The sequence below is a fragment of the Maribacter sp. LLG6340-A2 genome (assembly GCF_045057105.1).
GTDB lineage: Bacteria > Bacteroidota > Bacteroidia > Flavobacteriales > Flavobacteriaceae > Maribacter.
In genome coordinates this window covers 4,183,721-4,209,846 of sequence record NZ_CP159332.1, presented here as the reverse complement: position 1 = coordinate 4,209,846, position 26,126 = coordinate 4,183,721, and the positions used below count along the sequence as shown (strand labels likewise).

The window sequence follows — 26,126 nt, the reverse complement described above, 5'->3', positions numbered from 1 at the left end:
AATAAAATCTTCACTTTTTAAGGTTAGCACTTAGCTAAAAGTGATTGAAAAAATTCAATCAAGGTTCTCATTCAACTTGGGCAAATATGTGAACAATTTATTTAAAAAAAAAATCGATTATCATTGATTATCACCTTTTTTTTTCTCATGTTCGTTTGCCCTTACGGGGAGCTTTTAAATATATACTTTTTACTCCAATTAAATGCGATCAAATCAAATTTCTTTTAGAATAAGATATAGTGAAACCGACCAAATGGGCGTTGTCTATCATGGCAACTATGCACAATATTTAGAGATGGCCAGGGTAGAGTGGTTAAGGTTGTTGGGAATTTCCTACAAAAAAATGGAAGAAGAGGGTATTATGCTTCCTGTTATAAGCTTGTCCATTAACTATTTAAAACCTGCTTTGTATGATGACTTGATTACGGTAAAGGTCATTTTGAATAAAAAACCCGTAGTCAGAATAGAATTTGACTATGAAATAACCAATGAAGCAGGTGACCTACTGGCTACAGCTAATACGGTTTTGGTATTTATGGATTCTAAACGAAAAAGACCTACTAGGTGTCCTGAGGAGTTATTGAAAAAATTGAATTATTGATCGCTAATCTTTAGTGCTGATCTTTAATTTATGTTGTGCTTTAAAAAGGTCCAGAATGCGTTTAAAATCACTTCTTTTAACAGATACAATCATAATACACGTTAAATGCAATTCTTGGGAAATAATCTGAAGTTGATGTTTTTTTATTAAGCGCATTACAACATCCATTTCCGCATATTCAAATTCAATTTTAAACTGCTTTTTAATAATTTTGGTTAGAATGGTGGCATTTTCCAATGCCAGTTTTGCAGATTCTTTGTAGGCTGTAATTAGTCCGCCAACGCCTAGTTTGGTTCCTCCAAAAATACGGACAACGGCAACTAAGGTATTGGTTACGTCAAAGGATTGTATTTGTCCGTAAATAGGCATGCCAGCAGAGTTGTTGGGTTCTCCGTCATCATTGGCACGGTAAGATTTAGTAGTAATACCAAGTTGCCATGCGTAACAGACATGGTTGGCCGTAGGGTATTCTTTTCTTAGCAACTCTATATACGCTTTAACTTCCTCTTCATTGGAAACCGGAAAGCAATACCCAAAAAACTTACTCTTTTTTTCTTTAAAAAGAATAGGTTCCGTAGGTTTTGATATCGTTCTGTAAGAATCCATAAAATCGTTGAACAGTATGTTTATAATAATAGCATTAGTTGTTGTCCAAAGGCCACCATTACTATGCTACATATGGCTAGACCAATACCTAACCAATTTTTAGAAGTCAATTTTTCCTTGAACAGAACAATGCCCAAAAGGGTAGAAAACATGACTATGGCCACATTGTTAATGGTAAATATAGAGGCACTGTTCCAAGTAGGATGTTGTAAAGCCTTTAATAGATAATAAATGGAAAAGTAGTTGGGGATGCCTAGACAAATACCACCAATGATATTTTTAAGGTTGAATTTTATAGGGATTTTGGTGGATTTAAAGCCAACAAAAAATAATCCTATAATACCTGCAGAACCAAATACGGTGGCTGAAAATAAGGCATATTCTACTTCTTGCATATGGGCATCTTGAAAATATTTAATACTGGTATCTATAATGCCAGAACCAAGAAATACCATTATAGGCAAGGCAAATGCCCATTTGTTAGCTTTAATTTTCTGTTCTTTTAAAGATGCAAAATAAACCGCCAACAATGCTAGGATGATCCCTGTAATCTCCAATATGCCAAGAATTTCCTTATAATGGAAGACTCCAAAAAGCACAGGGATGGTCAATGACATTTTAGTGGCTACAGATGCTACGGACACTCCTAATTTTTGAGAAGTTGCAGCCATTAAATTAAATATAAGTATGAATAACAGACCTAGAAAAAGGCTGCCCCAGAACCACGATCTTTGCGGAACATTGATTAGCTTAATAGAGCCTTCATAATTAAAAAGGCCAACAACACAGGCCACGGCATAATTTACGATAATGGCAAAAAGGGTCTGAACCCCGTATTTGGCATAAAGCTTAAATACAACAAAAATCAAGCTGGAAAATAGAATACTTAGCGCTAAGTGAATCATTTATAGATGCCTTGTAATTTCTTGAATGTCTTCTTTGTCCACTTGTAAATTCCAACAATGAATTCCCAATTTGGCGGCGCTATCCGTATTTTCCTTGGTATCGTCCACAAAAAAGGTCTCATTGGCCTTCAAGTTATTTTGTTTTAATACGTACTCATAAATATCCGCATTTGGTTTTCGCATTTTCATTTCCTGTGAAAGGTAAAACACTTCAAAACAAGCTTTGAATCTGTTAAAGCGATCAATGCCCATAGAGGATATGACCTTTTCAATATGTAGGTCATTGGTATTGCTCAACAGAAATAGTCTATAGTTGTTTTCTTGACGTAGTTCCTCAATAAACTTTAGGCGATTTTCAGGAAAATCCAAAATGATGGAATTCCAAGCATCTTTAATTTGTTCTATGCTTGCAGTTGGGAAAACGGATTGTAGACTAAGCAGAAACGTTTTAGAACTCATTAGTCCCATTTCATAATCCTTGAAAATAGTGTCTAATTCAGGAGTCAATTCCGTAAATCCAAATTTTGCCATTTCCAATAAAGGTGCTTGTTTGTTTAGATTTATGAAGATATCTCCAAAATCAAATATGATGTTCTTAATCATTTTTTATGATGGTTAGTTGGTCGTTTAGAATTTGAATCTGTTTTACTGTTTGTCCTTCTATTTTTGGTGCGGACAAGCCTTTGCCAAAATTGTTGGGTCCTTTAAAAGCTCTGGCCTCATCCCAAAGATTTGCATCAATAAAACTTTGCAAGGTACCTAAACCGCCCTCTATAATGACACTCTGTATTTTTTCTTTGTATAAAATATTACATAGTTGGTGCACCAAATCTGCTTCAAAATTTACTATGTTATAAGTTACTTTTGGGTTATATCGTTTATCGTCCTCAATTTCAGTACAAACAATAGTGTGTTGCTTTCCGTTATACACGTGAAACCCTGCTGGTATTTTTAAGTTTTTATCAAGAACAATGCGTGTGGGTTGTTTTCCGGTCCAGTCTCTTACATTCAGTTTAGGGTTGTCTGCCATTACGGTATTGGTGCCTACAAGGATGCCGGGTTCTTCACTCCGCCATTTATGGACTAATTGCCTTGAACGAGTGTTGGTTATCCAAAAAGGTTCCTTTGTTTTGCTTCGTTGCTCCAGGTCCGGTGCTATAAAACCGTCTGCCGTCTCCGCCCATTTTAAAATAATATACGGTCTTTTCTTTATGCAGTTGGTTAAAAAGCGTTTGTGGTGTTCTTTACATTCGTTTTCTAGGACACCGACTTCTACGGTACATCCCGCTTCTTTTAATTTCTTTATTCCATTACCGGCTACCTTTTCATGAGGATCCAATAACCCAATGACTACTCTTGCAATTCCTACTTTAATGAGCAGATCTGCACAGGGCGGTGTTTTTCCATAGTGGGAGCAAGGTTCCAAGGTTACATATATCGTGGCATTTTTTAAAAGTGATTGGTCTTCTACGGAATTTACGGCATTGACCTCTGCATGAGGTCCTCCGTATCTACTGGTATACCCTTCCCCAATAATTTCTCCCTCATGTACTATAACGGCACCAACCATGGGGTTGGGAGCTGTAGTGCCAAGTCCGTTTTTTGCTATTTGTATGCATCGCAACATAAATTTTTCATCATCGGATGGCGAATCCAATAATGGGGATGCTTTTTTACTTGGCTTAGCATTATTATTAGACATCAAACTTTACCTTTTTGTGCATATCACGTATCTTCACGGATCAAAAATAGTACTTTAATACCTATTGTCTTTTTACCATGGAAAATGTTGTCATCAGGGAAATCAAAAAAGAGGATAATGCCAAAGTTGCAAAGGTAGTTAGGCAAGTGCTGATAGATTTGGGAGTTCCAAAGGTGGGTACTGCATATGAGGACCCTTCATTAGATCAAATGTACCAGCATTATGACAGACCTAAGGCTACTTATTTTGTAGTAGAGGAAAAGGGAGCAATTTTAGGATGTGCCGGTATTGCCCAATTGGACAATTATGAAGGCAATGTATGCGAACTTCAGAAAATGTACTTCTTGGAATCTGCTAGAGGAAAGGGTATAGGTCATAAAATGATTTCTGTTTGTTTGGAACGAGCCAAGGCATATGGTTTTGAATCCTGCTATTTGGAAACTATGCCCTATATGGAGGCAGCACAAAAACTATATAAGAAAATGGGGTTTAAATATATTGATGCTAGAATGGGAGATACTGGCCATTATTCTTGTCCCGTTTTCATGCTTAAAAACCTTTAATTGTGTTATTACGGGAAATAAAGAACATATTTCATGTAGAGCTAAATCCTATTTATGGTAAGGATGAAGTCGCTAGTTTTTTCTATGTGCTCATTGAACACTATTTTAAGTTAGAGCGGTTTGTACTAGCTATACAGCCTAATTTGGTTATAGACAAAAATAAAGAAACAATTTTGTTTCATGCGTTAGCTGAGCTAAAACAAGAGAAGCCTATTCAATATATTACCGGGGTTGCCCATTTTATGGATTTGGAATTTAAGGTGAACGAACATGTGCTGATACCCAGACCTGAAACCGAGGAATTGGTACGTTGGATTTTGGATGATATAGCAGATGTTGGTAAGTCCATAAAGATTTTGGATATGGGAACGGGTAGTGGATGTATACCCATTTCATTGGCCAAACATTTGCCCAACGCTTATATAACGGCATTGGATATCTCCCCTCAAGCTTTATCCATTGCAAAAGAAAACGCAGAGACGCTTGGTGTACAAGTAGATTTTCGTGAAGCGGATATGTTAGGGAGTCAAGGAGAAGGTGAACAAAGTTATGATGTTATTGTTTCTAATCCACCCTATGTAAGAGAGCTGGAGAAAACCAATATGCGCAATAATGTATTGAATAATGAACCTGGACTGGCATTATTTGTTCCAGATGAAAATCCGTTAAAATTTTACAAGGCCATTGTAGACTTTGCCACCAAGCAATTACATAAGAATGGTAGTTTGTATTTAGAAATAAATCAGTATTTAGGTGAGGAAACAAAGCAATTATTGTATAAATCTAACTTTAATACTGTAGAATTACGTAAGGACCTGTATGGGAATGATAGAATGCTAAAGGGAATACTAAATGAGTAGTATTTTGGTCTTTTACGGTAGTGGTAGGGGTTGTGTTTAAGAATATAGAAGAGTTAAAAAATAGTTTGGAATTAGGGGGTATGGAGAGTTTTTTTGAGAAGTAAAAGGTTAACAACCGATTCCTACATATAAATGGATCAGTAAAGAGCAACTATAAGTACATGGAAGCGAGAATATTAGAATTACGAAAAGAGCTACGTGAGCATAATTACAATTATTATGTTTTGGACAATCCTACCATATCGGATTTTGAATTTGATATGAAACTTAAGGAACTGCAGGAATTGGAAGCAAAGCATCCTGAATTTTATGATTCCAGCTCTCCATCCTTAAGAGTGGGTGGTATGATTACCAAAAATTTTGAGACCGTAGTTCATGAACACCGTATGTACTCTTTGGACAATTCCTATTCCAAGGAAGATTTAGAGGATTGGGAAAAGCGTATTCAGCGTAATCTGGGAGATGTTCCTGTAACTTTTACTTGTGAGTTAAAATACGATGGTGCATCTATAAGTATCACCTATGAAAAAGGAAAATTGGTAAAAGCCGTTACTCGTGGTGATGGTATACAGGGAGATGATGTCACCAATAATATAAAAACCATAAAATCCGTACCATTACAGTTAAAAGGAGATTACCCAGAAAAGTTTGATATTAGGGGCGAAATTGTATTGCCCTTTGATGGTTTCTTAAAAATGAACGAAGAACGGGTGGCCAAAGGGGAAGAACCTTACATGAATCCTAGGAATACTGCATCCGGTAGCTTAAAACTACAAGATAGCAGCATAGTTGCACAACGGCCGTTAGAATGTTTATTGTATAGTATTGTAGGAAGAAATTTAAATATTGATACGCAGTTTCAAATGTTGGAAAAGGCTAGGCAATGGGGCTTTAAAGTACCTACGGTAGCCAAATTGTGTAAGACAACGGAGGAGGTCATGACATTTATAGAGGAATGGGACGGTAAACGTCATGAGCTGCCTTATGAAACGGATGGGGTGGTGGTCAAGGTCAACAGCTTGCAACATCAAGAGGAATTAGGGTATACTGCAAAAGCGCCAAGATGGGCCATGGCCTATAAGTTTAAGGCGGAGCAAGTCTTTACTACTCTAAACGAAATAACATATCAAGTAGGGCGTACGGGAGCCATTACGCCCGTTGCCAATTTAACACCGGTATTGTTGGCAGGAACTACCGTAAAAAGGGCATCCTTACATAATGCGGACCAAATTGAGAAATTGGATGTTCGTGTAGGCGATACCGTTTTTGTTGAAAAAGGAGGGGAGATTATACCCAAGATCATTGCGGTAGACCTAACCAAAAGACCGGCAGATTCAAACCCAACGGAATATATTCAGGAATGTCCGGAGTGCGGAACCCCATTAACACGTACTGCGGGTGATGCCAAACATTATTGCCCCAATGAATACGGTTGTCCGCCTCAAATAACCGGACGTATACAACACTTTATATCACGAAAGGCTATGGATATTGAAGGATTGGGCGGTGAAACGGTAGAGTTGTTGTTCAAGGAAGGACTGATTAATGACTATGCGGATTTATATAAATTGACAAAGGAGGATATTTTACCATTGGAACGTATGGCCGATAAATCTGCCGAGAACTTGGTCAAAGGCGTTGCGGATTCTGTACAAGTACCTTTTGAGCGGGTACTCTTTGCGCTGGGTATACGTTATGTAGGGGAAACCGTTGCTAAAAAGTTGGCAAAGGCCTATAAAAATATAGATGCTTTAAAAGAAGCGCCCTTGGAGCATTTAATTGCTGTAGATGAAATAGGGGAGCGAATAGCCGAAAGTGTAATCGACTTTTTTTCCAACGAAAAGAACATCAATGCTATTGAACGATTAAGGAGTTATGGGGTGCAAATGTCTATTTCAGCAGAAAAGTTACAAAATCAGACTACAATATTGGAAGGCAGTACTTTTGTGGTTTCTGGTGTATTTGAACAATTGAGCAGAGATGAACTTAAAAAGAAAATAGAGGATAATGGTGGTAAAGTAGGGTCATCTATATCTTCTAAGACCACATACTTGGTAGCCGGGGATAAAATGGGCCCTAGTAAACGTAATAAAGCTGAAAAATTGGGTGTTCCCATTATTAGCGAACAGGAATTTTTAAACATGTTAACTTAAATATGAATATGGATATTTTCACAATAACATCGGTACTAGTATTTCTATCGGCCATTTTTGGTTATATCAATGCAAGATTTTTAAAGTTGCCCAACAGTATTGGTTTAATGTTGATTACCATTGTATTTACCTTGGTGGTATTTGTTATCGGATACGTGGACGATACGTTAATTAATGCGGAACGGTACATTATTACACAGATAGATTTTAAATCTGTTTTATTGGATATCATGTTAAGTTTTTTGCTGTTTGCCGGTGCATTGCACACTAATTTTGAGCAATTAAAGGTTCAGCGTTGGCCAATTTTGGTATTCTCTACCTTAGGTGTTTTGGTTTCTACATTTCTAGTAGGTACCAGTATGTATTATCTGCTTCAGCTATTAGGTATGAATATTGCATTTATATACTGCCTGCTGTTTGGTTCTTTAATTTCACCAACGGATCCTATTGCGGTATTGGGGATCTTAAAAAAAGCAGGAGCCCCAAAAAAGTTGGAAACCAAGATAGTGGGAGAATCATTGTTCAATGACGGAGTAGGTGTCGTAGTATTTCTTACCATATTTCAACTGGCATCTTCTACTGAGGTAGCAGTTTCCCCCTTAGAAATTTTAGAGCTTTTTGGGGTTGAGGTAATTGGCGGTTTGGCGTTAGGTCTTGCCCTGGGTTGGGGAACGTACAAGTTAATGAGATCTATAGATGATTATGATATTGAGGTTATCATCACCTTGGCTACGGTAATGGTGGGTACCTTGGTGGCACAGAAATTTCATTTATCCGCACCCTTGGCCATGGTGGCGGCCGGTTTGGTAGTAGGAAATGATACGGTGCGTAACTCGGCAATGTCCAAAACAACCGAAACCTATGTAGACAAGTTTTGGGAATTGTTAGATATACTTTTGAACACCTTGTTATTTGTTTTGATCGGAATGGAAATGTTGGTGCTATCGTTTAAAATGGATTATATCATAGCCGGTTTAATGGCCATACCACTGGTATTACTCTGTAGGTATTTATCGTTATTGATGCCCATTAAATTTTTTGAGAAAAAATTGGATTTTGTACCTAGGACCAATTTGGTTATGACCTGGGGTGGATTAAGGGGCGGTATATCTATTGCCTTGGCCTTAGGACTAACGGATGCAATGCATAGAGATGTTTTTTTGGTCATCACCTATATTGTGGTGGTATTTTCAATAATAGGTCAAGGATTAACGGTGGGTAAATTAGTAAAAAGAGTTACAACATGATTCCACAAAACTATACGGAGTTTGAGAGGACATTACAAATGTCCCAACCCCCAAAACAATGGCCAGAAGCCTTAAAAGCCATGTGGTTTGATGCAAAAGGAAATTGGGAAGCTGCACATAATATTGCACAGGAGCTACATAACTCATTAGGAAGTTGGATGCATGCCTACCTTCACAGAAAAGAGGGAGACCGTTTTAATGCGGGATATTGGTATAGATTGGCAAATAGGAACTATCCAGATATTTCGTTGAATGAGGAGCTGCAGGTATTAGTGGAATTTATATTAGATAAAAAATGAATCTTTACTGGGTTTTGTGACAAGGCCAGGTTATTAAAATAATAACAAAGTGGCATTATCTAATTCAGTTGTGCTGTATTAAAAAGAGTTTCAGACTTGTTTAATCTGCGGCATTCTTCAATACCCAAATAGGCATCATTGCCATGTTTTTCAGACCAAAATCCGTTTAAGATATTTTTATTGATTACCCGGTATACCACAACGCCCTTATATATTTTGCGCGCATCTCCTTCGTAAGAAAAATTAATTACTAAAATATTGTTATGATAAAAACCTGTTCCTAATTGGGTCTGTTCACCATCTATAATCCATTCTGCATTAACCCGGTGTGTTCCGGTAGTAGTTACATGTAAATATCCTGAATACCTACTTGCTTCTTTATTTTGGTTAAAACCTAGAATATGGTAAGTGCCCTTTAATTGTTCAGTAGAAACATGCTCAGTACTAGGTTGTTTTTCAAATGAATCGACCAATTGTTGTCTTTTGGTTATTTCACTTGCTAGCGCATTACGTTCATTGGCAGGCAATGTACGTTTATGTACTATCGCTTTTTTTGAATTTTCTAACCATTCCAATGCATAGCCAAAAGCGATATTGTGGGAGTCCGTTTTAGTTGTTGCAAGAACACTGTCATTGTCTAGTTGAGCTTTACGTAATCTTAGAAACAGACGGAAGTATATACCTGAAATACAAAGTAATATGAAAACTAGACCAATAACCAATATTATTGATACTTGTTGGTTTAAAAAATCTATCATTGGCAATGGAGGGACTTGGTTTTAAAAAGCGAATGTAAACCTATATCTTTTTATAATACCAATGAAAACAGCAATAATCATTAGCCGTTAATTAGTAATGTTGACCGAATGAATTTTACCGGCCATCATATCTGGTAATAACAATCTCCCCTTATCCTCTTCCAAATAGAAATCGGCAGCAGATTCCAATCCATCTTTTAATATAGTAGATTCCTCTGTTTTACCATCAATTTTCCATACCGTGCCCAACGCCCAGCTGCTTATGTAATAATTACCCATACTATCCTGTTCTACAGCATCGGCACCTCTAAATCCTCCTTTTAGCGGCGTTAGCTCACCTTCACGTGTGATCAAAAAATTTCCCTTAAAAAACGCCCCGACCATAAGATTACCATCATTGTCAATGCCTACACCATTAGGGTTGGGCATTAGGGAATTTGTATCCTGTGCAATGGTAATGTTACCCTGTAGATCAATATGGTAGATACGGCCCAATGAAGGTATCTGTTTGGCTTCCTTACTGTCCAAAGGCCAAAGCTCATTATTTTCGTTGCGCATATATTGCGTAGCGCCCATATCGGCTACATATATACCCTTACTTGTAGCATCTACAGCCACATCGTTTAAGTATAGTACCTCTTCGGGAAAATCCGCCTTATCCACGAATATACTTTTGTTTCCTTCATCGTCAACTTTCCAAATACGTGTAACATCGGAAAAATATAAATGATCATTAAGAAAGACAATTCCCTTTGGTTCATTAAAACCCTCAGCAAATGTTGTTACGCCTGCTTTAGAAATCTCTGCCACGGCACCATCACCCTCTTCGTTCCCTTTCATTAAAGTAACATAATAGTTACCTTGAAAACCTTTGGTAATACTTTCAGGCTTGACACCTACCTCAACAGGGAATGAAATTTCGGTTTGTGAAAAACCGGAGCTAAAACATAAGAGGATTAACAGGGATGATAAAATAGCGGAATTGAATTTAGCGAAGCTGGTCATGGAAGTTGTTTTTAAATTGATGCTAGATAAATTTAGTAAAAAATAACAACACAAATTAGGGCTATTTAGTTTTAAAAAATTGATAACTAATAAGTTATAAAAGCCTTTTGATTTGCTCGTATAGTGCTATTTCATCTTTAAATTGTCTATGGTCATCGTATTGGGACCCAAATAAGAACTTTTTAATCCGCCAACATCCAAAACTATTTTTTGCACCACCATACCAGGGTCAACAACATATATTTTTAAGGTATGTTTTCCAGGGGTATCAATATGAACGCTTACCGAATTCATAGCGCTATTTCTCATTATATTCTTGGCCCATTCTTGGGAATATTCCTTTACAAAATTGGATTGCTCCACCATTTTTTCGTTATCTATCTGAATACCATAGCCAGTTCCATGTTCTTTATCCTTTGCAAATAAGGGCAGCATATAAGTGTTGATGGTTACTTCCCCGGGCTCATCAATAAAAAAATCATAGGCCACAAAAGAACCGTGCCCTTCATCTAAGGTAGCGCTGCCCAATTGTAAGGCTTCATTAGAATACCCCAGCCCTTTAATTTTTTGAAATTGAATACCGCTATTTTCTATTTTTCTATGAAAATTTGCAGGGTTGATGCTAATTACCCCATCAATGGGTACATACATTGCGCTGCTGTTTGGATAACTTTCTTTATTTGCAATTACGTTTATGCTTACATTTTTGGGTGAAGATTGTACTGTAATTTTTCCATCATGTTGTCCAACAGGCAACGCCTCCCAATTGATAGTAACATGAATTCTATCTTGTGTTTGTATACGCCCTTTGCGTTTATCTACCATTATCCACGGAGCGCTAGTCTTAATAGAATATTCCATAGGCTCGCTACCTGTGTTAAATACTTCTATAAAATGTGATTGGTCCTTTAAATTGCTAAAATGAGGAAGCGTTAACTCCATACCTTCATTTGAATTTCCTTCAACAAAAATGCCCAAGGGTCCAGATTGGGGTATTTCAATTTCTTGGGTTGGGGAAACTTGAACTTCCGGTAAGAAACCCGGAGCGGTCATCATTCCGTTCCATTTCCCATCCAGTAAGGTGTTATAGGTTTTTGTAATTTCTGCTAGGGAATCATGATATGCCGTAACTTCTGCCGCCAGTTCATTGGTAATGGCTCTTTTTTGCTTGGCGTACCACCTATTTTTCTGTGCTACTAGCATTTCATGATTATAAAGTGAAGCTCCTTTAACGGGGTAGTACACCATTTCATAAAAAGCGGCTTTCTTTTCTTGAGGAAGTTCATTTAAAATTTCCGATGCCATATGAGCAATTTTAGCATATTCGGCTAATCGGGTTTCCGCTTCTTTGTAGTTAATAAAAGAAAATTCCGTATCCTTTACATTTTCTTTGGAATATAAGCTGTTCCATTTCCAATCGCCCGTCATATATTCCGGTTTTCGGGTAAATCCGTGATAATAATAACGGTCTAAAATATATTCAAGGTCTTTTCTGTAAGACTCACCAAAGATTTCTGTCAACTTTTCTATTTGATAGTCGTTTATATTATCAAAAGAAAAGCGGTCAAAATCCCATGCCATATCCATGAACAGTTGCATACCCAATTCCCCGGGTTTAATATCCCCAACATTTAGTAACCAATACTTATCTGCCCCCAAGGAATAAGCTTTTTGCATTTCTGTATACATAAGTGCCGGTGGGGTAGTGTTTAGCCATAGATAATCATTTGGCCAACCTAAATAGGATATATGGTAGTATACACCTGCACCACCAGAGCGTTTTTGTTCTTCTTTGTTACTAACTTTTTTAATGTAACCATAATTGTCATCTGGCCAAACAATTATGATGTCCTCCGGTACTTCAAGACCTTTTTCGTACAGTCCCAAGACTTCTTTGTAGGGTACAAATATTTGAGGAACATCTACAATAGGATCGTTCATGTATTTGGTCAAAATAGCACGTTGGTCCTTAATGGCTTCATCTAACATTCTAAATTTTTCTTCATCAGAACCACCGGACATGCCTTCATCATGCATACCGCGTAAGGCAATGGTGTAAATGTTTTCTTTTTCCTTGGCCTCCTTTACACGTTCATCAAGCACACGGTTAATTTCTTTTTTGTTGGTAACATAGTTCCATTCTCCCTGGGTATTTTTATTCCATTCCGTAGCATTGTTGTAGAGTAGGGGTTCGCAATGTGCGGTCGTTATCATAATACCATAGGAATCTGCCATCTCCATATTTCCAGGAACGGTATAGAATGCTTTTGTAACCTCGTGCATAGCGGGTGCTACCATGTTTCCTTTTAGGCGCAATACAAGTTCAAAAACTTTTTCATAGGTGTTTGGACCAATATTTTGAATATCCGAATCCATTTTCTTTGCGGCCCACGGTAGTAGTCCCCAGTCTTCATCGTTCAAGAAAATACCTCTAAACTTTACAGAGGGTGCTTTAGAAGTATAGTTGAGGTTCTTAAGGTGTATTTCTTTTTTCTTTTCCACAGGTACATCGGCCCAATAGTACCATGGGGAAACTCCCATAGCCTCGGAAAGACTGAATGTGCCATAAGCTGTACCACGTTTATCACTGCCCACAATGACGAGTACGTCTTGATTTTTTCTAAAGGGATTTTCTAAGGTTTGTATGATAAATCTTTCTGACTGGCCTTTAATTGCGGATACATTTAATTTTTTGGTCTTGACCAAATCATCAATAGGTTTGTTATGGCCAAGGGTGCCAATGAGTATTATATTACCCTTATTTTTTTTGATATCGGAAATAATAGAAGGTCGTTGATCCGTAATGCGTTGCATATCATCTGCAAAAAGATGGATGGATTTTTTTACGACCGGAAAATCATTGTCATCCTGATAAATTGCCGTGGACATTCTCGTAGACACGATAGGAAAATAAAGCTCATTATCAATTTCCTTATCAACAATTTGAAATTGGGATAACAATAGCTTTGGTAGTAACAAAACAGTCAATAGAATCTTTCTCATAAACAAAATAAAATTTAAATGTACTTAATACACTAATAAAAACCAATAGATTGGTCAGTGTTTTGGCATAGCGCAAAATAATATCACCGTAGATGACGATATAATGTTTTGTTTATAAGTCTTTTTTAAAGCAAACGCTATTTTCAATTCCCACATAGGGCGGATAATTGTCAATGATTTCATATCCGTTCTTTTTATAGAGTGCAATGGCCTCTGGCTGCCGCAAACCGGTTTCAAGAATTGTAGATTTATGTCCCAACTCTTTGGACCAATTTTCAAGTGCTACTAAGACTTTTGAAGCGTAACCTTTGCCCCGATGTTCAGGTTGTACGAACATACGTTTTACCTCCACGGTAGTGTCATTATATTCTTTAATAGCACCACAAGCTACAGGTGTGTTGTTCTGGTATAGAACAATGACATGATTTAAATGGGTAATACCGTTGAATTGTGCATAAAAACTGTGGTCCTTACCATCGCGTTGAGCAAGGTCGGCATCCAATAGGGAAACCAAGGTTATAAATTCCGGATTCGTAGAGTTTGTTCGTAATAATTGGCACATGGTTATAAAATTAGACTTTTATTGTGTAGCCTGAAGCTGCATTGCTTTCGGAATTAAAATGAAAATCAATTCTACCAAGGTAAACCCCAAAACAACCTACTTGATTAACTAAGATATCTCTATCATTGGCGTTGCTCACCAAAGTGGGTTTTTCCAAGAATGTATGGGTATGGCCACCTATAATTAAATCGGTGTATTTTGTTCGTTTGGCCAGTTTTAAATCATCGGGTTTATTGGGGGACGAATATTCATAACCTAAATGGGATAGGCAGATTATTAAATTACACTGCTCGTCTTTTTTTAAGCGCTGTTCTGTATCCAACGCTAGCTCAAAAGGGTCCAAATACTTGGTTTCTTGGTATAGTTGTTTGCTTACCAAGCCGTTTAGCTCAATACCTAAACCATACACGCCAATTTTAATACCGTCTTTTATATATGTTTTATAGGGTTTGGTAAGTCCGTGTAGCGGTGTATTCGTAAAATCATAATTGGCCGTTATAAAATCGAATTTAGCATGAGGCATTTGTGCCAGTAGTCCGTCTATACCGTTGTCAAAATCATGGTTTCCTAATGTTGCCCCATCATAGTTGAGCTTGCTCATCAATTTAAATTCCAATTCTCCCCCGTAAAAATTAAAATACGGAGTGCCTTGAAAAATATCGCCGGCATCCAATAATAATGTATTGGGATTTTCTTTTCTAATGCGTTGTACCAGTCCCGCTCTACGAGCCAAACCACCGAGACCGGGAAACTCCGCATGTTTTTTTGGGAAAGCATCTATATGGCTATGCACGTCATTGGTATGAAGTATGGTAATATGTTTATTGGAAGAGGAAGCACACCCATTCAATCCAAGTCCGCCCAAAGTCAATAACCCGGAAGATGCTGCGGTATTTTTAATAAACGTTCTTCTTTTCATTTACTGTAGTTGATAAAATCTTGAGTCTATTCTAGGCGCCAAAGTATCGACCTTTGTAAAATAATCGATCATGGCATTTCGTATTTTATATCCGGTTTCGGTAATACTGACATATTCCTTAAAAAAATTCATATTGTCTCCACCTGTAATTAGATAGTTAGAGGTTGCTACAAAATAATTTCTGTCCAAATCTAAAGCAGCTCCACCAATGCTGAAACTTTTAACGGAACCATCCTTGTTTAATGCTAATTCTACTCCGGCAAGTGGGTGGGCACGTTTGGCCTTTATCAGGTAATCTAGCATTTTTGAAATAGTAGTACCCTTTAATTCTGCCACAACTACCGTATTTTCAAATGGCATAACCTCATAGGCAGTTCTGGCCGTTACATTTCCTTTTGAAATGGTAGCGCGTATACCGCCGTGATTTAAAAGAACAAAATCAAGATCATTACCGGTTCGTTTTTTAAAAACGGGATTGGTTTGTTGCAAAACAATATCTGCCATTAAATTTCCGGCTGTAGTGTTGTATTGCCCATCTGTTTTTGTAATGGTTTTAGGGGAATAGGCCAGAGGTTCATTCAAGATTTCCTCAATTCTATCATGATAGGGCTTTATAAATTTTTGTATTGAATCAACTTCCAGAGAACTGCTATCTACGCTAACCCTATTTCCTTCAATATGTTCAAGGTTTAATTTTTCATTCTTACAAGATAAGACAACGCTAATTGTTATAAATACAACAAAGTGTTTTATTTTTAAATAACCAAAGTGTTTTAACTTCGCCATATAATTGCAGGGATATTATTTACATTTGTGTAAATGTAAAAATACATGTTTTTAAAAGTTATTAAGGACAAGTTCAAACAGAAATCTGGTCGAAAATTATTAAAACAATTATCGGTTAAGCCTGTAGTGGTAACACGAGAGAAAAAAGGAATACGTTCTTTAGGTTGTATTGTTGATTTGGATAGGTTTCAAAAATCTGAAGTGTTTTTTCAGTTTCAGGAAGAATTTTCTTTGCGTCCAAATGCAGTTAAAATTATAGGATACAAGCGATTATATGATAAAAATTCTCCCTATGCTACACCTGTATTTTCAGATAAGGATTTAGGGTGGAACGGAGAAATAGCCAATAGTTATGCCCATGAGTTTTTGGGAAGGGAGTATGACCTTTTGGTAAATTATTATGATGAAGATAGTCTTTTGTTGAACTTGATGACGGTAAAAACAAAAGCGAGATTAAAAGTTGGGTTTAAAGAAGTAGGCCCATTGTACAACGATTTAATTATTGATACGCCTTTAAAGGATTTTCAGATATTTAAAAAAGAGCTGAAAAAATACTTAGGCATTTTTAAGGAGATTTAGTTATGAAAGAATTACAAGGAGCAGGCGTTGCGTTGATTACGCCTTTTAAGGAAGATGGAACAATAGATGTGGCAGCTCTGAAACAAGTAGTAGCCTATAATATTGAACGAAATATAGATTATTTAGTGGTTTTGGGAACCACTGCAGAATCCGTAACATTGACCAAGGCAGAAAAGCAGCTTGTCATGGATACCGTAGAGGAGGCCAATTCAGGAAGGTTACCGTTGGTACTTGGTGTAGGGGGTAATAATACTATGGGGCTTGTAGAGGAACTACAAACCCTAAATCTTTCTGCATACACAGCAATTTTGTCTGTCTCTCCATATTATAACAAGCCTACTCAAGAAGGCATTTATCAACATTTTAAGGCTATTTCCTTAGCATCTCCGTTGCCAATTATCTTATATAATGTACCAGGTAGAACAGGAAGCAATATGTTGCCCAATACCGTAGTAAGGTTAGCCAGAAACTTTGAAAATATAGTTGCCGTCAAGGAAGCTTGTGGAGATATGGTTCAAATTCAAGAATTAATCTCTAAGCGGCCCAAAGGTTTTTTGGTATTGTCCGGTGATGATATCACTGCATTGCCTACCATAGTAGCAGGTGGTGAAGGTGTAATATCTGTAATAGGGCAGGGTTTACCTTTAGAATTTTCAAGTATGGTACATGAAGGTATAAATGGTAATGTAGAAGAAGCTTTTAAACTTCATTATAAAATGCAGGAAGGAATGCAGCTTATCTTTGAAGAAGGTAATCCTGCGGGCATCAAAGTAATGATAGAATATTTAGGCCTTGCCAAACCCTATGTGCGCTTACCGTTGATCTGTGCAACAGATGCATTAAAACACCGTATTGTTTCCTTTATGGAATCCATAGTTCGCATACCGGCATAGATTTCGTTAAATCTTCCATAAAAGGGACTTTTCTGCCACGGAAAGCATGTATTTTTATTGATTTAAAATGTTTTTTAAATCCATTGATAATCACTAATTTTGCAAAATGTTTTTTAATATGAGGAGAATTTTCCCAATACTGTTGATTACCATTGCTTTACAATCATGTAACGAGTACCAAAAAGTACTTAAGAATGATGATATAAAAGCAAAGTATGATTTGGCAGAGAAATTTTATGCGGAGGGCGATTTTAAAAGAGCCAATCGTCTGTACGAACAAATAGCGCCGAAATATATTGGTAAACCTCAAGGGGAGAGAGTTATGTTCTTCTTGTCTAATAGTTATTTTGAGAGAGGTGATTATAACATGGCCGGTTATCAATTTGAACGTTTTATAAAATCATATCCTAAAAGTGATAAAGTTGTAGAGGCATCTTTTTTAGGAGCCAAAAGCTTTTATGAACTTTCTCCTGAATACTCGTTAGATCAAAGCGCTACGGATAAGGCCTTGTTAAAGCTTCAGAATTTTATCAATACCTATCCGGATTCTGAATATTTTGCGGAAGCAAATATTATGGCAAAGGAACTTACGGTTAAGAAGGAGCGCAAGTCTTTTGAAATCGTTAAGCAATACAATAAACTGGGAGAATTTAATTTGGACATGTTGAAATCTGCGATTACCGCAAGTGATAATTTTGTGTCTGACAATCCAGGGTCTATTTACAGGGAAGATGCCATGTTCATTAAGATGGATGCACTTACCCATATGGCCATGAACAGTTTTGAAAGTTTACAGGAAGAACGATTGAATGAGGCCAAGGCTGCCTATATGGCACTGAAAAAGAAATATCCAGAGACTAAGTATGATAAAAAAGCAACTAACCTCTTGGAAAAAATAGATAAGGAATTACAACGTTTTCAAAAACAAGACGTTGAATCAAAGTAAATAATTTAATTATGAATATGAACGATTTAAAAAACTCTAAAGCTGCTGTATCTACCGTTACTATTAACCGTAATGAATTTGATAAGCCTACCGAGAATATTTATGAAGCTATTTCCATTACAGCAAAACGTGCCGTTCAGATAAATTCTGAGATTAAAAAGGAGCTTTTGGAAAAGCTGGAAGAATTTGCTACGTACAGCGACAGCCTAGAGGAGGTTTTTGAAAATAAGGAGCAAATTGAGGTTTCCAAGTTCTACGAAAAATTACCAAAGCCTCACGCAATGGCTGTAGAGGAGTGGTTAATGGATAAAATATATCATAGAAATACAGAAAAAGACGCCTAAGAATATGTTGCACGGCAAAAACATCCTTTTAGGCATAACCGGAGGGATTGCTGCTTATAAGACTACATTCTTAGTTCGTTTGTTCATAAAAGCTGGCGCTAACGTTAAGGTCATCCTTACCGATAGTGCCAGCTCTTTTGTTTCTCCGCTAACCTTGGCCACATTATCCAAAAATGCGGTTATTTCAGACTTTGTAAAATCTGAGGAGAATAGTGTGGCTTGGAACAATCATGTAGAACTTGGGCTTTGGGCAGATCTCATGGTCATTGCTCCGGCTACCGCAAATACCATGGCCAAAATGGCTTCCGGAACTTGTGATAATATCCTGCTGGCTACCTACCTTTCTGCTAAATGTCCGGTTTATTTAGCACCGGCCATGGATCTGGATATGTATAAACATCCCAGTACTAAAAGTTCCTTGAATATCTTGTCCTCTTTTGGTAATCATATTATACCCGCAACAAGTGGGGAGCTAGCTAGTGGGTTGCATGGAGAAGGGAGAATGGCAGAACCCGAGGAGATTATTGGCTTTATTAAGAGTCAATTGAACAAAAATGCACCACTTTCAGGTAAGAAGGTCCTAATTACTGCAGGTCCTACCTATGAGGCTATTGATCCCGTACGGTTTATAGGTAATCATTCTACTGGACTTATGGGTTTTGAGCTGGCCAGGACTGCGGCCAATCTGGGTGCGCAAGTGTATTTGGTTACCGGTCCTACAAAGCATAACATTCAACATGATAATATAAAGTTGATGCATGTGGTCTCCGCAGACGAAATGTATGAGCAAACGCAATTATATTTTGAGGATGCTGATATTGTTATATGCGCTGCTGCCGTAGCGGATTATAGACCTAAAATAGTTGCGGAGCAAAAAATAAAAAAGTCAGATAGCAGCCTAACATTGGAATTGGTAAAGAACGTGGATATTCTAATGTCTCTTGGAAAACAAAAAAAGGAACAGTATCTAGTAGGTTTTGCTTTGGAAACCCAAAATGAGGTAGAAAATGCTATTGGAAAATTGAAGCGTAAAAACTTGGACGCCATTGTTCTAAATTCTTTACAGGATAAAGGTGCGGGCTTTGGTGGTACAACCAATAAAATTTCATTTATAGATACCAATTCAACGATAACTGCGTTTGAACTAAAGACCAAGGCAGAAGTGGCGGTCGATATTTTTAATGAAATTATCAAGAGGCGATATGCGTAAGTTTGTTTTTCTAGTGGTTGGCTGTTTTATGGCTGTAGCGGTAAGTGCTCAAGAATTAAACTGTACCGTTACCGTAAATTCCGATCAGTTGTCCCAAGGAGATTTGCAAGTGTTCAAAACCTTGGAGCGATCGTTAAATGATTTTATCAATAAGACAAAATGGACCAATAGGGTTTTTAAGGAAAATGAACGCATCAACGCACAAATGTTCATTACCATAACGGAATATGAGTCAAATAGATTTAAAGGTAATATTCAGATCCAATCTTCAAGACCTGTTTATAACACGTCATATTCATCGCCTATTTTTAATTACAAGGACAATCAGTTCAATTTTCAGTATATAGAATTTCAGCCTTTAATTTTTAATGATAATCAATTTGAATCCAATTTAGTCAGCGTACTTGCTTACTATGCCTATATCATTATAGGATTGGATGCGGACACATTTTCATTGGAAGGCGGTACGGAATATTACAGAAAAGCACAGAATATAGTAACTATGGCCCAAGGCAGTAACTCTGCTGGTTGGAGCCAATCTGCAGATTCTAACCGAAGCAGATTTGAATTGGTAGATAATTTGTTGTCCAATACGTATAGGGAGTATCGTATAGCTATGTACAATTACCACCGAAAGGGGCTAGATATTATGCCGGACAATAATAGTGCGGGCAAACAGGTAATTGCGGGCACCATGAATTTGTTTCAAACAATGATCAATAGAAGGCCAAACGCTTTTCTGATATCTACTTTTTTTGATGCCAAATCAGAAGAAATATTGAATATATTTTCAGACGGACCAAAAGTTGATATCGTAAAGCTAAAGGAAACCCTTAATAAGATTGCTCCATTATACGCATCTACATGGAACGATATTAAATATTGAACCTTTTTTCAAAACGGAATATAGATTACCTTTGTAGTTCTAAAATTCCGATACGTGCTTTCAACCCTCTCTATTACAAATTATGCATTGATCGATAGCTTGGAAGTAAGCTTCGATAAAGGTTTTACCGTTATAACTGGAGAAACCGGTGCTGGTAAATCCATATTATTGGGCGGTCTTTCCTTAGTATTGGGCAAGCGCGCAGATTTGAGTTCCTTAAGGGTTAAAGACCAAAAGTGCATTATTGAGGGTACGTTTAAAATTGAACCCTACGGACTCCAGAATTTTTTTCAGGAAAATGATTTGGATTATGAGGAGAGTACAGTCATAAGGCGTGAGATTTTGCCTAGTGGAAAATCTAGGGCATTTGTAAACGACACTCCGGTTACATTAGGTGTTTTGACTGTTCTGGGTGAAAATCTAATAGATATACACTCCCAGCACCAGACCATGCAACTTACGGAAAATGAGTTTCAGTTGAAATTGGTAGACGCTTTGGCCAATAACCAAAAACGCTTGGCTGCCTATGTAAAAGGATTAAAGGCATACCGGAAGGCGCAGGCTGAATTGGAGCGGATGACAGAAATGCAAGTTAATGCCAATAAAGAGCAAGATTACAATACGTTTCTTTTGTCAGAATTGGAAAAAGCACCTTTGAAAGAGGGTATTTTAGAATCACTTGAAGAAGAGTATGAACAGTTGAACAATGTTGAAATGATCATGGAACAATTATCCAAGGGGGATCAGTTGTTCAATGATGAGCAGATGGGTGTATTACCATTGGTTACGGATATGCGCCAATCACTTTCAAAATTGGTTGATTTTGGTTCAAATTATAAGGAGCTTTTTCAGCGAGTGCAATCAGTATTGATAGAATTGGATGATATCAACACAGAACTGCAGCATATACAGGAAGGGGTAGAACCAAACCCTGAAGCACTAGAACAGGTAAGTGAAAAACTTCAACTACTCTATAGCTTGTTTAAAAAACATAATGTCAATGATGTTTCAGAGCTAATACAAATAAAAAATAACCTGGCCGACAAGGTTTTTGAAACCGCGCATTTAGATGAAAAAATAGCCTTAAAAACCAGAGAGGTGCAAGACATGCGGTCCACTTTAGAGGAACAGGCCGTAGTATTGCGAGAAAAGAGAAAAGAAATTATTCCTGAGTTAAAGTCAAGATTAGGGGCTAACCTTGCCCAACTGGGAATGCCAAGTGCATCTTTTCAAATAGACCTTAGTGCCACAGATGAATTTACAACAACGGGTATGGATGAGCTTCATTTTCTTTTTACGGCAAATAGGGGAGGCAATTACGGTGATTTGAAAAAAGTAGCATCAGGAGGGGAACTATCTAGGATTATGTTGGTTATAAAAGCCATTTTAGCCAAATATGAAAAGTTACCTACAATAATGTTCGATGAAATTGATACAGGGGTGTCAGGCGAGATTTCAGACAAGATGGCTGACATTATGAAGGAAATGAGCAGTGATCTGCAAGTCTTTTCCATAACCCATTTACCACAGGTAGCTTCTAAGGGAAACCATCATTTTAAAGTATTTAAGACAGAAGGGGAAGAACGTACCATGACCAATTTGAAAAAATTGTCAGAAGATGAGCGTGTGGTAGAACTGGCCCATATGTTAAGCGGTAAGGATGTTTCAGATTCTGCCTTGGCCCATGCAAAACAATTATTGGGTGCCTCTATATAAGTTTTTGGGTTTATTGATCAATTTGAGCATTAAATATTATCAGGGCTTTTCAGCATAAAATTTTAAAGTTCAATTTGTGGTTTTTAGACAAGCCGGCAATTAGGTTTTAACATATTTTGGATATCTTTGAACTATAACTAAACTATACAATCTACGAACATGGGATATAATTTATTGAAAGGTAAAAGGGGAATTATTTTTGGAGCATTGGATGAAAATTCCATTGCGTGGAAAACAGCGCAAACTGTGCATGATGAAGGAGGTACTTTTGTATTGACGAATGCCCCAATTGCCATGAGAATGGGTCAAATAGACGAGTTGGCCAAAAAGACCGGTTCAGAAATTATCCCGGCAGATGCTACCAGTGTTGAAGATTTGGATAATTTGGTTGCAAAATCCGTTGAGATATTGGGAGGAAAAATTGACTTTGTACTACACTCCATAGGAATGTCTGTAAATGTTCGTAAAGGTCGTGCCTATACGGATGAAAAATATGACTTTACGGCTAAGGGGTGGGATGTTTCCGCTTTATCCTTCCATAAAGTAATGCAATCATTGTACAAGGCAGATGCCATGAACGAATGGGGAAGTATTGTTGCATTGACCTATATGGCGGCACAGCGTACTTTTCCGGATTATAATGATATGGCGGATAATAAAGCATATTTAGAATCGGTTGCTCGAAGTTTTGGTTATTTCTTTGGCAAGGAAAAAAAGGTGAGGGTGAATACCATTTCGCAATCGCCAACGGCAACAACTGCAGGGCAGGGAGTAAAAGGTTTTGATGGCTTTATAAGTTATGCGGAAAAAATGTCTCCACTAGGTAATGCCACTGCTCAAGATTGTGCTGATTATACGGTAACGTTATTTTCAGACTTAACAAAAAAAGTGACCATGCAGAATCTTTTCCATGATGGTGGCTTCTCCAATACCGGGGTTAGTCAAGAGGTAATAGAGAAATTTTAATCAGGTTTTAAAATTCCAATTTTTTTGGAGCCTATTCATTAGAGGAAAGTAATAATGGAATTATCGTTTTCTTTTATCGTTCCCGTATACAATAGACCCAATGAAATAAGGGAATTGTTACAGAGCTTAACTTTACAGACCTATAACAAGGATTTTGAGGTTGTAATCGTTGAGGACGGTTCTACCATCTCATCTGAAAAAGAAGTAGGGACATTTAAAGATGTCCTTACTATTTCTTATTATAATAAGGAAAATTCCGGGCCCGGAGATTCTAGAAATTTTGGAATGCATAGGGCCAAGGGCAATTACTTTATTGTTCTGGATTCTGATTGTATTTTACCGCCGCAATATTTGATAGAGGCGGAAAAAAGTTTACAAGAGGATTTTGTACACTGTTATGGAGGTCCAGATGCTGCACATGAATCTTTTACAGATGTGCAAAAAGCCATAAATTATGCCATGACTTCGTTTTTGACTACTGGTGGTATACGTGGTGGTAAAAAAGCCGTTGATACATTTCAACCTAGAAGTTTTAACATGGGCTTGTCCAAAGAGGTCTTTACCAAAGTTGGGGGCTATGGTAAAATTCATCCCGGGGAAGATCCAGATTTAACCATTCGTATTTGGAATGAAGGGTATAGAACAAAACTAATTTCAGAAGCTTTTGTTTATCACAAAAGACGCATAGATTGGAAAAAGTTTTATACCCAGGTTAATAAATTTGGTATGGTAAGACCGATATTAAACAAATGGCACCCAGAAACCAGAAAGCTTACATATTGGTTTCCAACCTTGTTTACCTTAGGTTTAGTTCTTGCTGTAATAGGAGCATGTGTGGGAATATTCTTGCCCATATTTTGCTATATACTTTATTTTAGTATTTTATGGTTGGATGCACTGTGGAAGACAAAAAATATGTTGGTTTCCGTTTTGGCCTTATTTGCAACAGGGGTACAGTTTATAGGATACGGATACGGGTTTTTAAAATCTACAGTTTCTTTGGCGTTCAGTAATAAGGAAGCCCATCAATTATTTCCAAAATTGTTTTTTAAATAGAATTAATGAAACCATTAATAGAATGGATACGAACAGGGTTGAAAAAAAGAAAAGTAAAGGTTTTTCTTTTGTTCCTGTTATGTGCTTCATTGGCTTGGTTTATCAATAAATTATCGCAAACATATACCAGTAATACTACATTTTATATCAATTATATTAATGTGCCTTCAAAATATCTTTTGGCAACACCCCCCAAAAATGAAATTCAGGTAAGACTTACTGCTGCCGGTTTTCAGTTTTTAGGGTATCACTTAAGGCCTAAGCATATTAATTTGGATGTGAGTAAAATGGTCCAGAAAGATTCACTTTATTATTTAACCTCTGATCAAATCAGAATTCAGCTAGAGGATCAACTTAATAACTATAGTACCTTAACTGATTTTGATAGTGATATTATCTATTTTGATTTTACTTCCTTGGAAACAAAGAAAATACCCGTGGTTGCTCTATTGGATATTTCCTATGCAACCAATCATACTCTTGAAGGACAAATTCATATAGTGCCAGATTCTATTGAACTAACAGGACCAAAAAGTAAAATTGATACTATTAACGTTATTAAAACAAATCTGTTACAATTAAACAGTTTATCGAATTCTTTTTCTGAGCAGCTACCGCTTAATGTTCCAGAAAATTTGAATGGTATTACACTTTCAAGTACCAAAGTGCAGGTTAAAGGTAAGGTGGTAAAATTTTCGGAACAGGTTATGGATATTCCAGTAACGGTAATTAATGTGCCTGAGGGTGTTAAAGTGCGTACGTTTCCAGAGATTGTTCAAGTGCGTTGTCAAGGCACTATACAAGACCTTAAAGAGTTAGATACATCAGACTTTGCTATAATAGCAGATTATTCCAAGGTAAGTGAAGAAACGGAAAATAGGCTTTCAATTTTATTGGAGCGCTTTCCGAGGTCTTTGCATAATGCACAGATGAATGCCAATGAAGTAGAATTTATTTTAAGGAGGCAATGATTATAATAGGGTTAACAGGTGGTATAGGTAGCGGCAAGACAACGGTAGGAAAGATGTTTCAAGAACTTGGTGTACCGGTTTATAATTCGGACATACGAGCCAAGAAATTAATGAATTCCTCAAAAAAAATAAGAAAGGAGTTAATAGAACTCTTTGGCGAAAAGGCCTATATAGAAAAGGAATTGAATAGGACTTTTATAGCGGAAAAGGTTTTTAAGGATAAATTACTGCTTGAAAAATTAAACGCTATTGTGCACCCAAAAGTCCGAAAAGATTTTTTAAAATGGTCCAAAAAGCAGTCTTTCGGCTATGTTATACAGGAAACGGCATTGTTGTTCGAGAATAACGCACAAGATTTATACCATGCGGTAATTCTTGTGACCGCTCCAACAGAATTGCGAATAGAACGTATTTTAAAAAGGGATGAAAGTTCACGTCAACAGGTGCTTTCTAGAATTAATAATCAACTGGACGACAAGGAAAAAATTAAACTGGCAGATTATATAATTGAAAACATTGACCTGGACCAAACCGCTCAAAAAGTTTTAGACCTACATGAGCGTATCCTTGCAAATTACTACTAGTAGCCC

The 26,126-nt window shown here is 37.0% G+C and carries 27 protein-coding genes; 17 read left to right on the top strand and 10 right to left on the bottom strand.

From position 1 onward, the window contains the following. The first annotated feature begins 202 nt into the window (after positions 1-202). Entirely contained in the window at positions 203-601 is a 399-nt protein-coding gene (locus tag ABVM52_RS17900; protein WP_405382445.1) for an acyl-CoA thioesterase, read from the top strand. A 3-nt stretch (positions 602-604) separates the two neighbouring features. Here ABVM52_RS17900 and ABVM52_RS17895 read toward each other — a convergent pair whose 3' ends face one another. Genes ABVM52_RS17895 through ribD form a run of 4 tightly spaced genes read right to left on the bottom strand, consistent with a single transcriptional unit; the run spans position 605 to position 3,814 of the window. Further along, positions 605-1,207, bottom strand: coding sequence for an IMPACT family protein (locus ABVM52_RS17895; protein WP_405382443.1), 603 nt, complete (start codon positions 1,205-1,207; stop codon positions 605-607). 20 nt (positions 1,208-1,227) lie between these two features. Beyond that, positions 1,228-2,112, bottom strand: coding sequence for an EamA family transporter (locus ABVM52_RS17890; protein ID WP_405382442.1), 885 nt, complete (start codon positions 2,110-2,112; stop codon positions 1,228-1,230). Beyond that, positions 2,113-2,715 (bottom strand): HAD family hydrolase, encoded by a 603-nt coding sequence (locus ABVM52_RS17885; RefSeq protein ID WP_405382441.1) that lies wholly within the window; start codon positions 2,713-2,715, stop codon positions 2,113-2,115. Further along, positions 2,708-3,814 carry a bifunctional diaminohydroxyphosphoribosylaminopyrimidine deaminase/5-amino-6-(5-phosphoribosylamino)uracil reductase RibD gene (ribD, locus tag ABVM52_RS17880; RefSeq protein ID WP_405382440.1) on the bottom strand — a complete coding sequence of 369 codons (1,107 nt, stop codon included), beginning with the start codon at positions 3,812-3,814 and terminating at the stop codon, positions 2,708-2,710. Before ribD ends, ABVM52_RS17885 begins: the two co-directional genes overlap by 8 nt. A 77-nt stretch (positions 3,815-3,891) precedes the next feature. On the opposite strand from ribD, the gene ABVM52_RS17875 reads away from it, so the two are divergent. From ABVM52_RS17875 to ABVM52_RS17855, 5 genes are all read left to right on the top strand, one after another. Beyond that, positions 3,892-4,377 carry a GNAT family N-acetyltransferase gene (locus ABVM52_RS17875; protein ID WP_405382439.1) on the top strand — a complete coding sequence of 162 codons (486 nt, stop codon included), beginning with the start codon at positions 3,892-3,894 and terminating at the stop codon, positions 4,375-4,377. Between the two features lie 2 nt (positions 4,378-4,379). Further along, positions 4,380-5,237, top strand: coding sequence for a peptide chain release factor N(5)-glutamine methyltransferase (prmC, locus tag ABVM52_RS17870; protein ID WP_405382438.1), 858 nt, complete (start codon positions 4,380-4,382; stop codon positions 5,235-5,237). A 161-nt stretch (positions 5,238-5,398) separates the two neighbouring features. Further along, entirely contained in the window at positions 5,399-7,390 is a 1,992-nt protein-coding gene (gene ligA / locus ABVM52_RS17865; protein ID WP_405382437.1) for an NAD-dependent DNA ligase LigA, read from the top strand. Between the two features lie 8 nt (positions 7,391-7,398). Beyond that, positions 7,399-8,637: a cation:proton antiporter gene (locus ABVM52_RS17860; RefSeq protein ID WP_405382436.1), complete on the top strand. Its 1,239-nt coding sequence runs from the start codon at positions 7,399-7,401 to the stop codon at positions 8,635-8,637. Next, positions 8,634-8,936 (top strand): hypothetical protein, encoded by a 303-nt coding sequence (locus ABVM52_RS17855; RefSeq protein WP_405382435.1) that lies wholly within the window; start codon positions 8,634-8,636, stop codon positions 8,934-8,936. The genes ABVM52_RS17860 and ABVM52_RS17855 overlap by 4 nt, the downstream gene beginning before the upstream one ends. Before the next feature lie 59 nt (positions 8,937-8,995). Here the strand turns inward: ABVM52_RS17855 and ABVM52_RS17850 are convergent, their stop codons facing one another. The 6 genes from ABVM52_RS17850 to ABVM52_RS17825 form a co-directional block, all read right to left on the bottom strand. After that, entirely contained in the window at positions 8,996-9,694 is a 699-nt protein-coding gene (locus ABVM52_RS17850; protein ID WP_405382434.1) for a hypothetical protein, read from the bottom strand. Between the two features lie 87 nt (positions 9,695-9,781). Then, entirely contained in the window at positions 9,782-10,699 is a 918-nt protein-coding gene (locus ABVM52_RS17845) for an SMP-30/gluconolactonase/LRE family protein (protein ID WP_405382433.1), read from the bottom strand. Between the two features lie 126 nt (positions 10,700-10,825). Then, a complete protein-coding gene (locus tag ABVM52_RS17840; RefSeq protein WP_405382432.1) occupies positions 10,826-13,702 on the bottom strand; it encodes a glycosyl hydrolase 115 family protein in 2,877 nt (958 codons plus the stop codon). 112 nt (positions 13,703-13,814) lie between these two features. Further along, on the bottom strand, positions 13,815-14,264 hold the full coding sequence (locus ABVM52_RS17835; RefSeq protein ID WP_405382431.1) for a GNAT family N-acetyltransferase: 450 nt from the start codon (positions 14,262-14,264) through the stop codon (positions 13,815-13,817). Positions 14,265-14,274: 10 nt separating this feature from the next. Next, positions 14,275-15,183, bottom strand: a complete 909-nt coding sequence (locus ABVM52_RS17830; protein ID WP_405382430.1) for a metallophosphatase — start codon at positions 15,181-15,183, stop codon at positions 14,275-14,277. After that, positions 15,184-15,969 carry a 5'-nucleotidase C-terminal domain-containing protein gene (locus tag ABVM52_RS17825; protein WP_405382429.1) on the bottom strand — a complete coding sequence of 262 codons (786 nt, stop codon included), beginning with the start codon at positions 15,967-15,969 and terminating at the stop codon, positions 15,184-15,186. A 45-nt stretch (positions 15,970-16,014) separates the two neighbouring features. Between ABVM52_RS17825 and ABVM52_RS17820 the strand changes: the two genes are divergently transcribed. The 11 genes from ABVM52_RS17820 (at position 16,015) to coaE (ending at position 26,120) form a co-directional block, all read left to right on the top strand. Further along, positions 16,015-16,548: a DUF6913 domain-containing protein gene (locus ABVM52_RS17820; RefSeq protein WP_405382428.1), complete on the top strand. Its 534-nt coding sequence runs from the start codon at positions 16,015-16,017 to the stop codon at positions 16,546-16,548. 2 nt (positions 16,549-16,550) lie between these two features. Further along, the gene (gene dapA / locus ABVM52_RS17815) at positions 16,551-17,441 is read left to right on the top strand and encodes a 4-hydroxy-tetrahydrodipicolinate synthase (RefSeq protein WP_405382427.1); all 891 of its coding nucleotides are present in this window, start codon (positions 16,551-16,553) and stop codon (positions 17,439-17,441) included. A 118-nt stretch (positions 17,442-17,559) separates the two neighbouring features. Continuing rightward, entirely contained in the window at positions 17,560-18,387 is an 828-nt protein-coding gene (locus ABVM52_RS17810; protein ID WP_405382426.1) for an outer membrane protein assembly factor BamD, read from the top strand. Positions 18,388-18,398: 11 nt separating this feature from the next. Continuing rightward, complete coding sequence (locus tag ABVM52_RS17805) at positions 18,399-18,731, top strand: DNA-directed RNA polymerase subunit omega (protein WP_171017225.1); 333 nt, start codon at positions 18,399-18,401, stop codon at positions 18,729-18,731. Positions 18,732-18,735: 4 nt separating this feature from the next. Then, positions 18,736-19,941 (top strand): bifunctional phosphopantothenoylcysteine decarboxylase/phosphopantothenate--cysteine ligase CoaBC, encoded by a 1,206-nt coding sequence (gene coaBC / locus ABVM52_RS17800; RefSeq protein WP_405382425.1) that lies wholly within the window; start codon positions 18,736-18,738, stop codon positions 19,939-19,941. Next, on the top strand, positions 19,934-20,827 hold the full coding sequence (locus ABVM52_RS17795) for a DUF4835 family protein (protein ID WP_405385147.1): 894 nt from the start codon (positions 19,934-19,936) through the stop codon (positions 20,825-20,827). Before coaBC ends, ABVM52_RS17795 begins: the two co-directional genes overlap by 8 nt. A 54-nt stretch (positions 20,828-20,881) precedes the next feature. Further along, complete coding sequence (gene recN, locus ABVM52_RS17790) at positions 20,882-22,543, top strand: DNA repair protein RecN (RefSeq protein WP_405382424.1); 1,662 nt, start codon at positions 20,882-20,884, stop codon at positions 22,541-22,543. A 159-nt stretch (positions 22,544-22,702) separates the two neighbouring features. Further along, positions 22,703-23,509, top strand: coding sequence for an enoyl-ACP reductase (locus ABVM52_RS17785; protein ID WP_405382423.1), 807 nt, complete (start codon positions 22,703-22,705; stop codon positions 23,507-23,509). Between the two features lie 54 nt (positions 23,510-23,563). Beyond that, positions 23,564-24,565 carry a glycosyltransferase gene (locus ABVM52_RS17780; protein WP_405382422.1) on the top strand — a complete coding sequence of 334 codons (1,002 nt, stop codon included), beginning with the start codon at positions 23,564-23,566 and terminating at the stop codon, positions 24,563-24,565. A 5-nt stretch (positions 24,566-24,570) separates the two neighbouring features. Further along, positions 24,571-25,536, top strand: coding sequence for a hypothetical protein (locus ABVM52_RS17775; protein ID WP_405382421.1), 966 nt, complete (start codon positions 24,571-24,573; stop codon positions 25,534-25,536). Then, positions 25,533-26,120 (top strand): dephospho-CoA kinase, encoded by a 588-nt coding sequence (gene coaE, locus ABVM52_RS17770; protein ID WP_405382420.1) that lies wholly within the window; start codon positions 25,533-25,535, stop codon positions 26,118-26,120. Before ABVM52_RS17775 ends, coaE begins: the two co-directional genes overlap by 4 nt. Positions 26,121-26,126 lie beyond the last annotated feature (6 nt).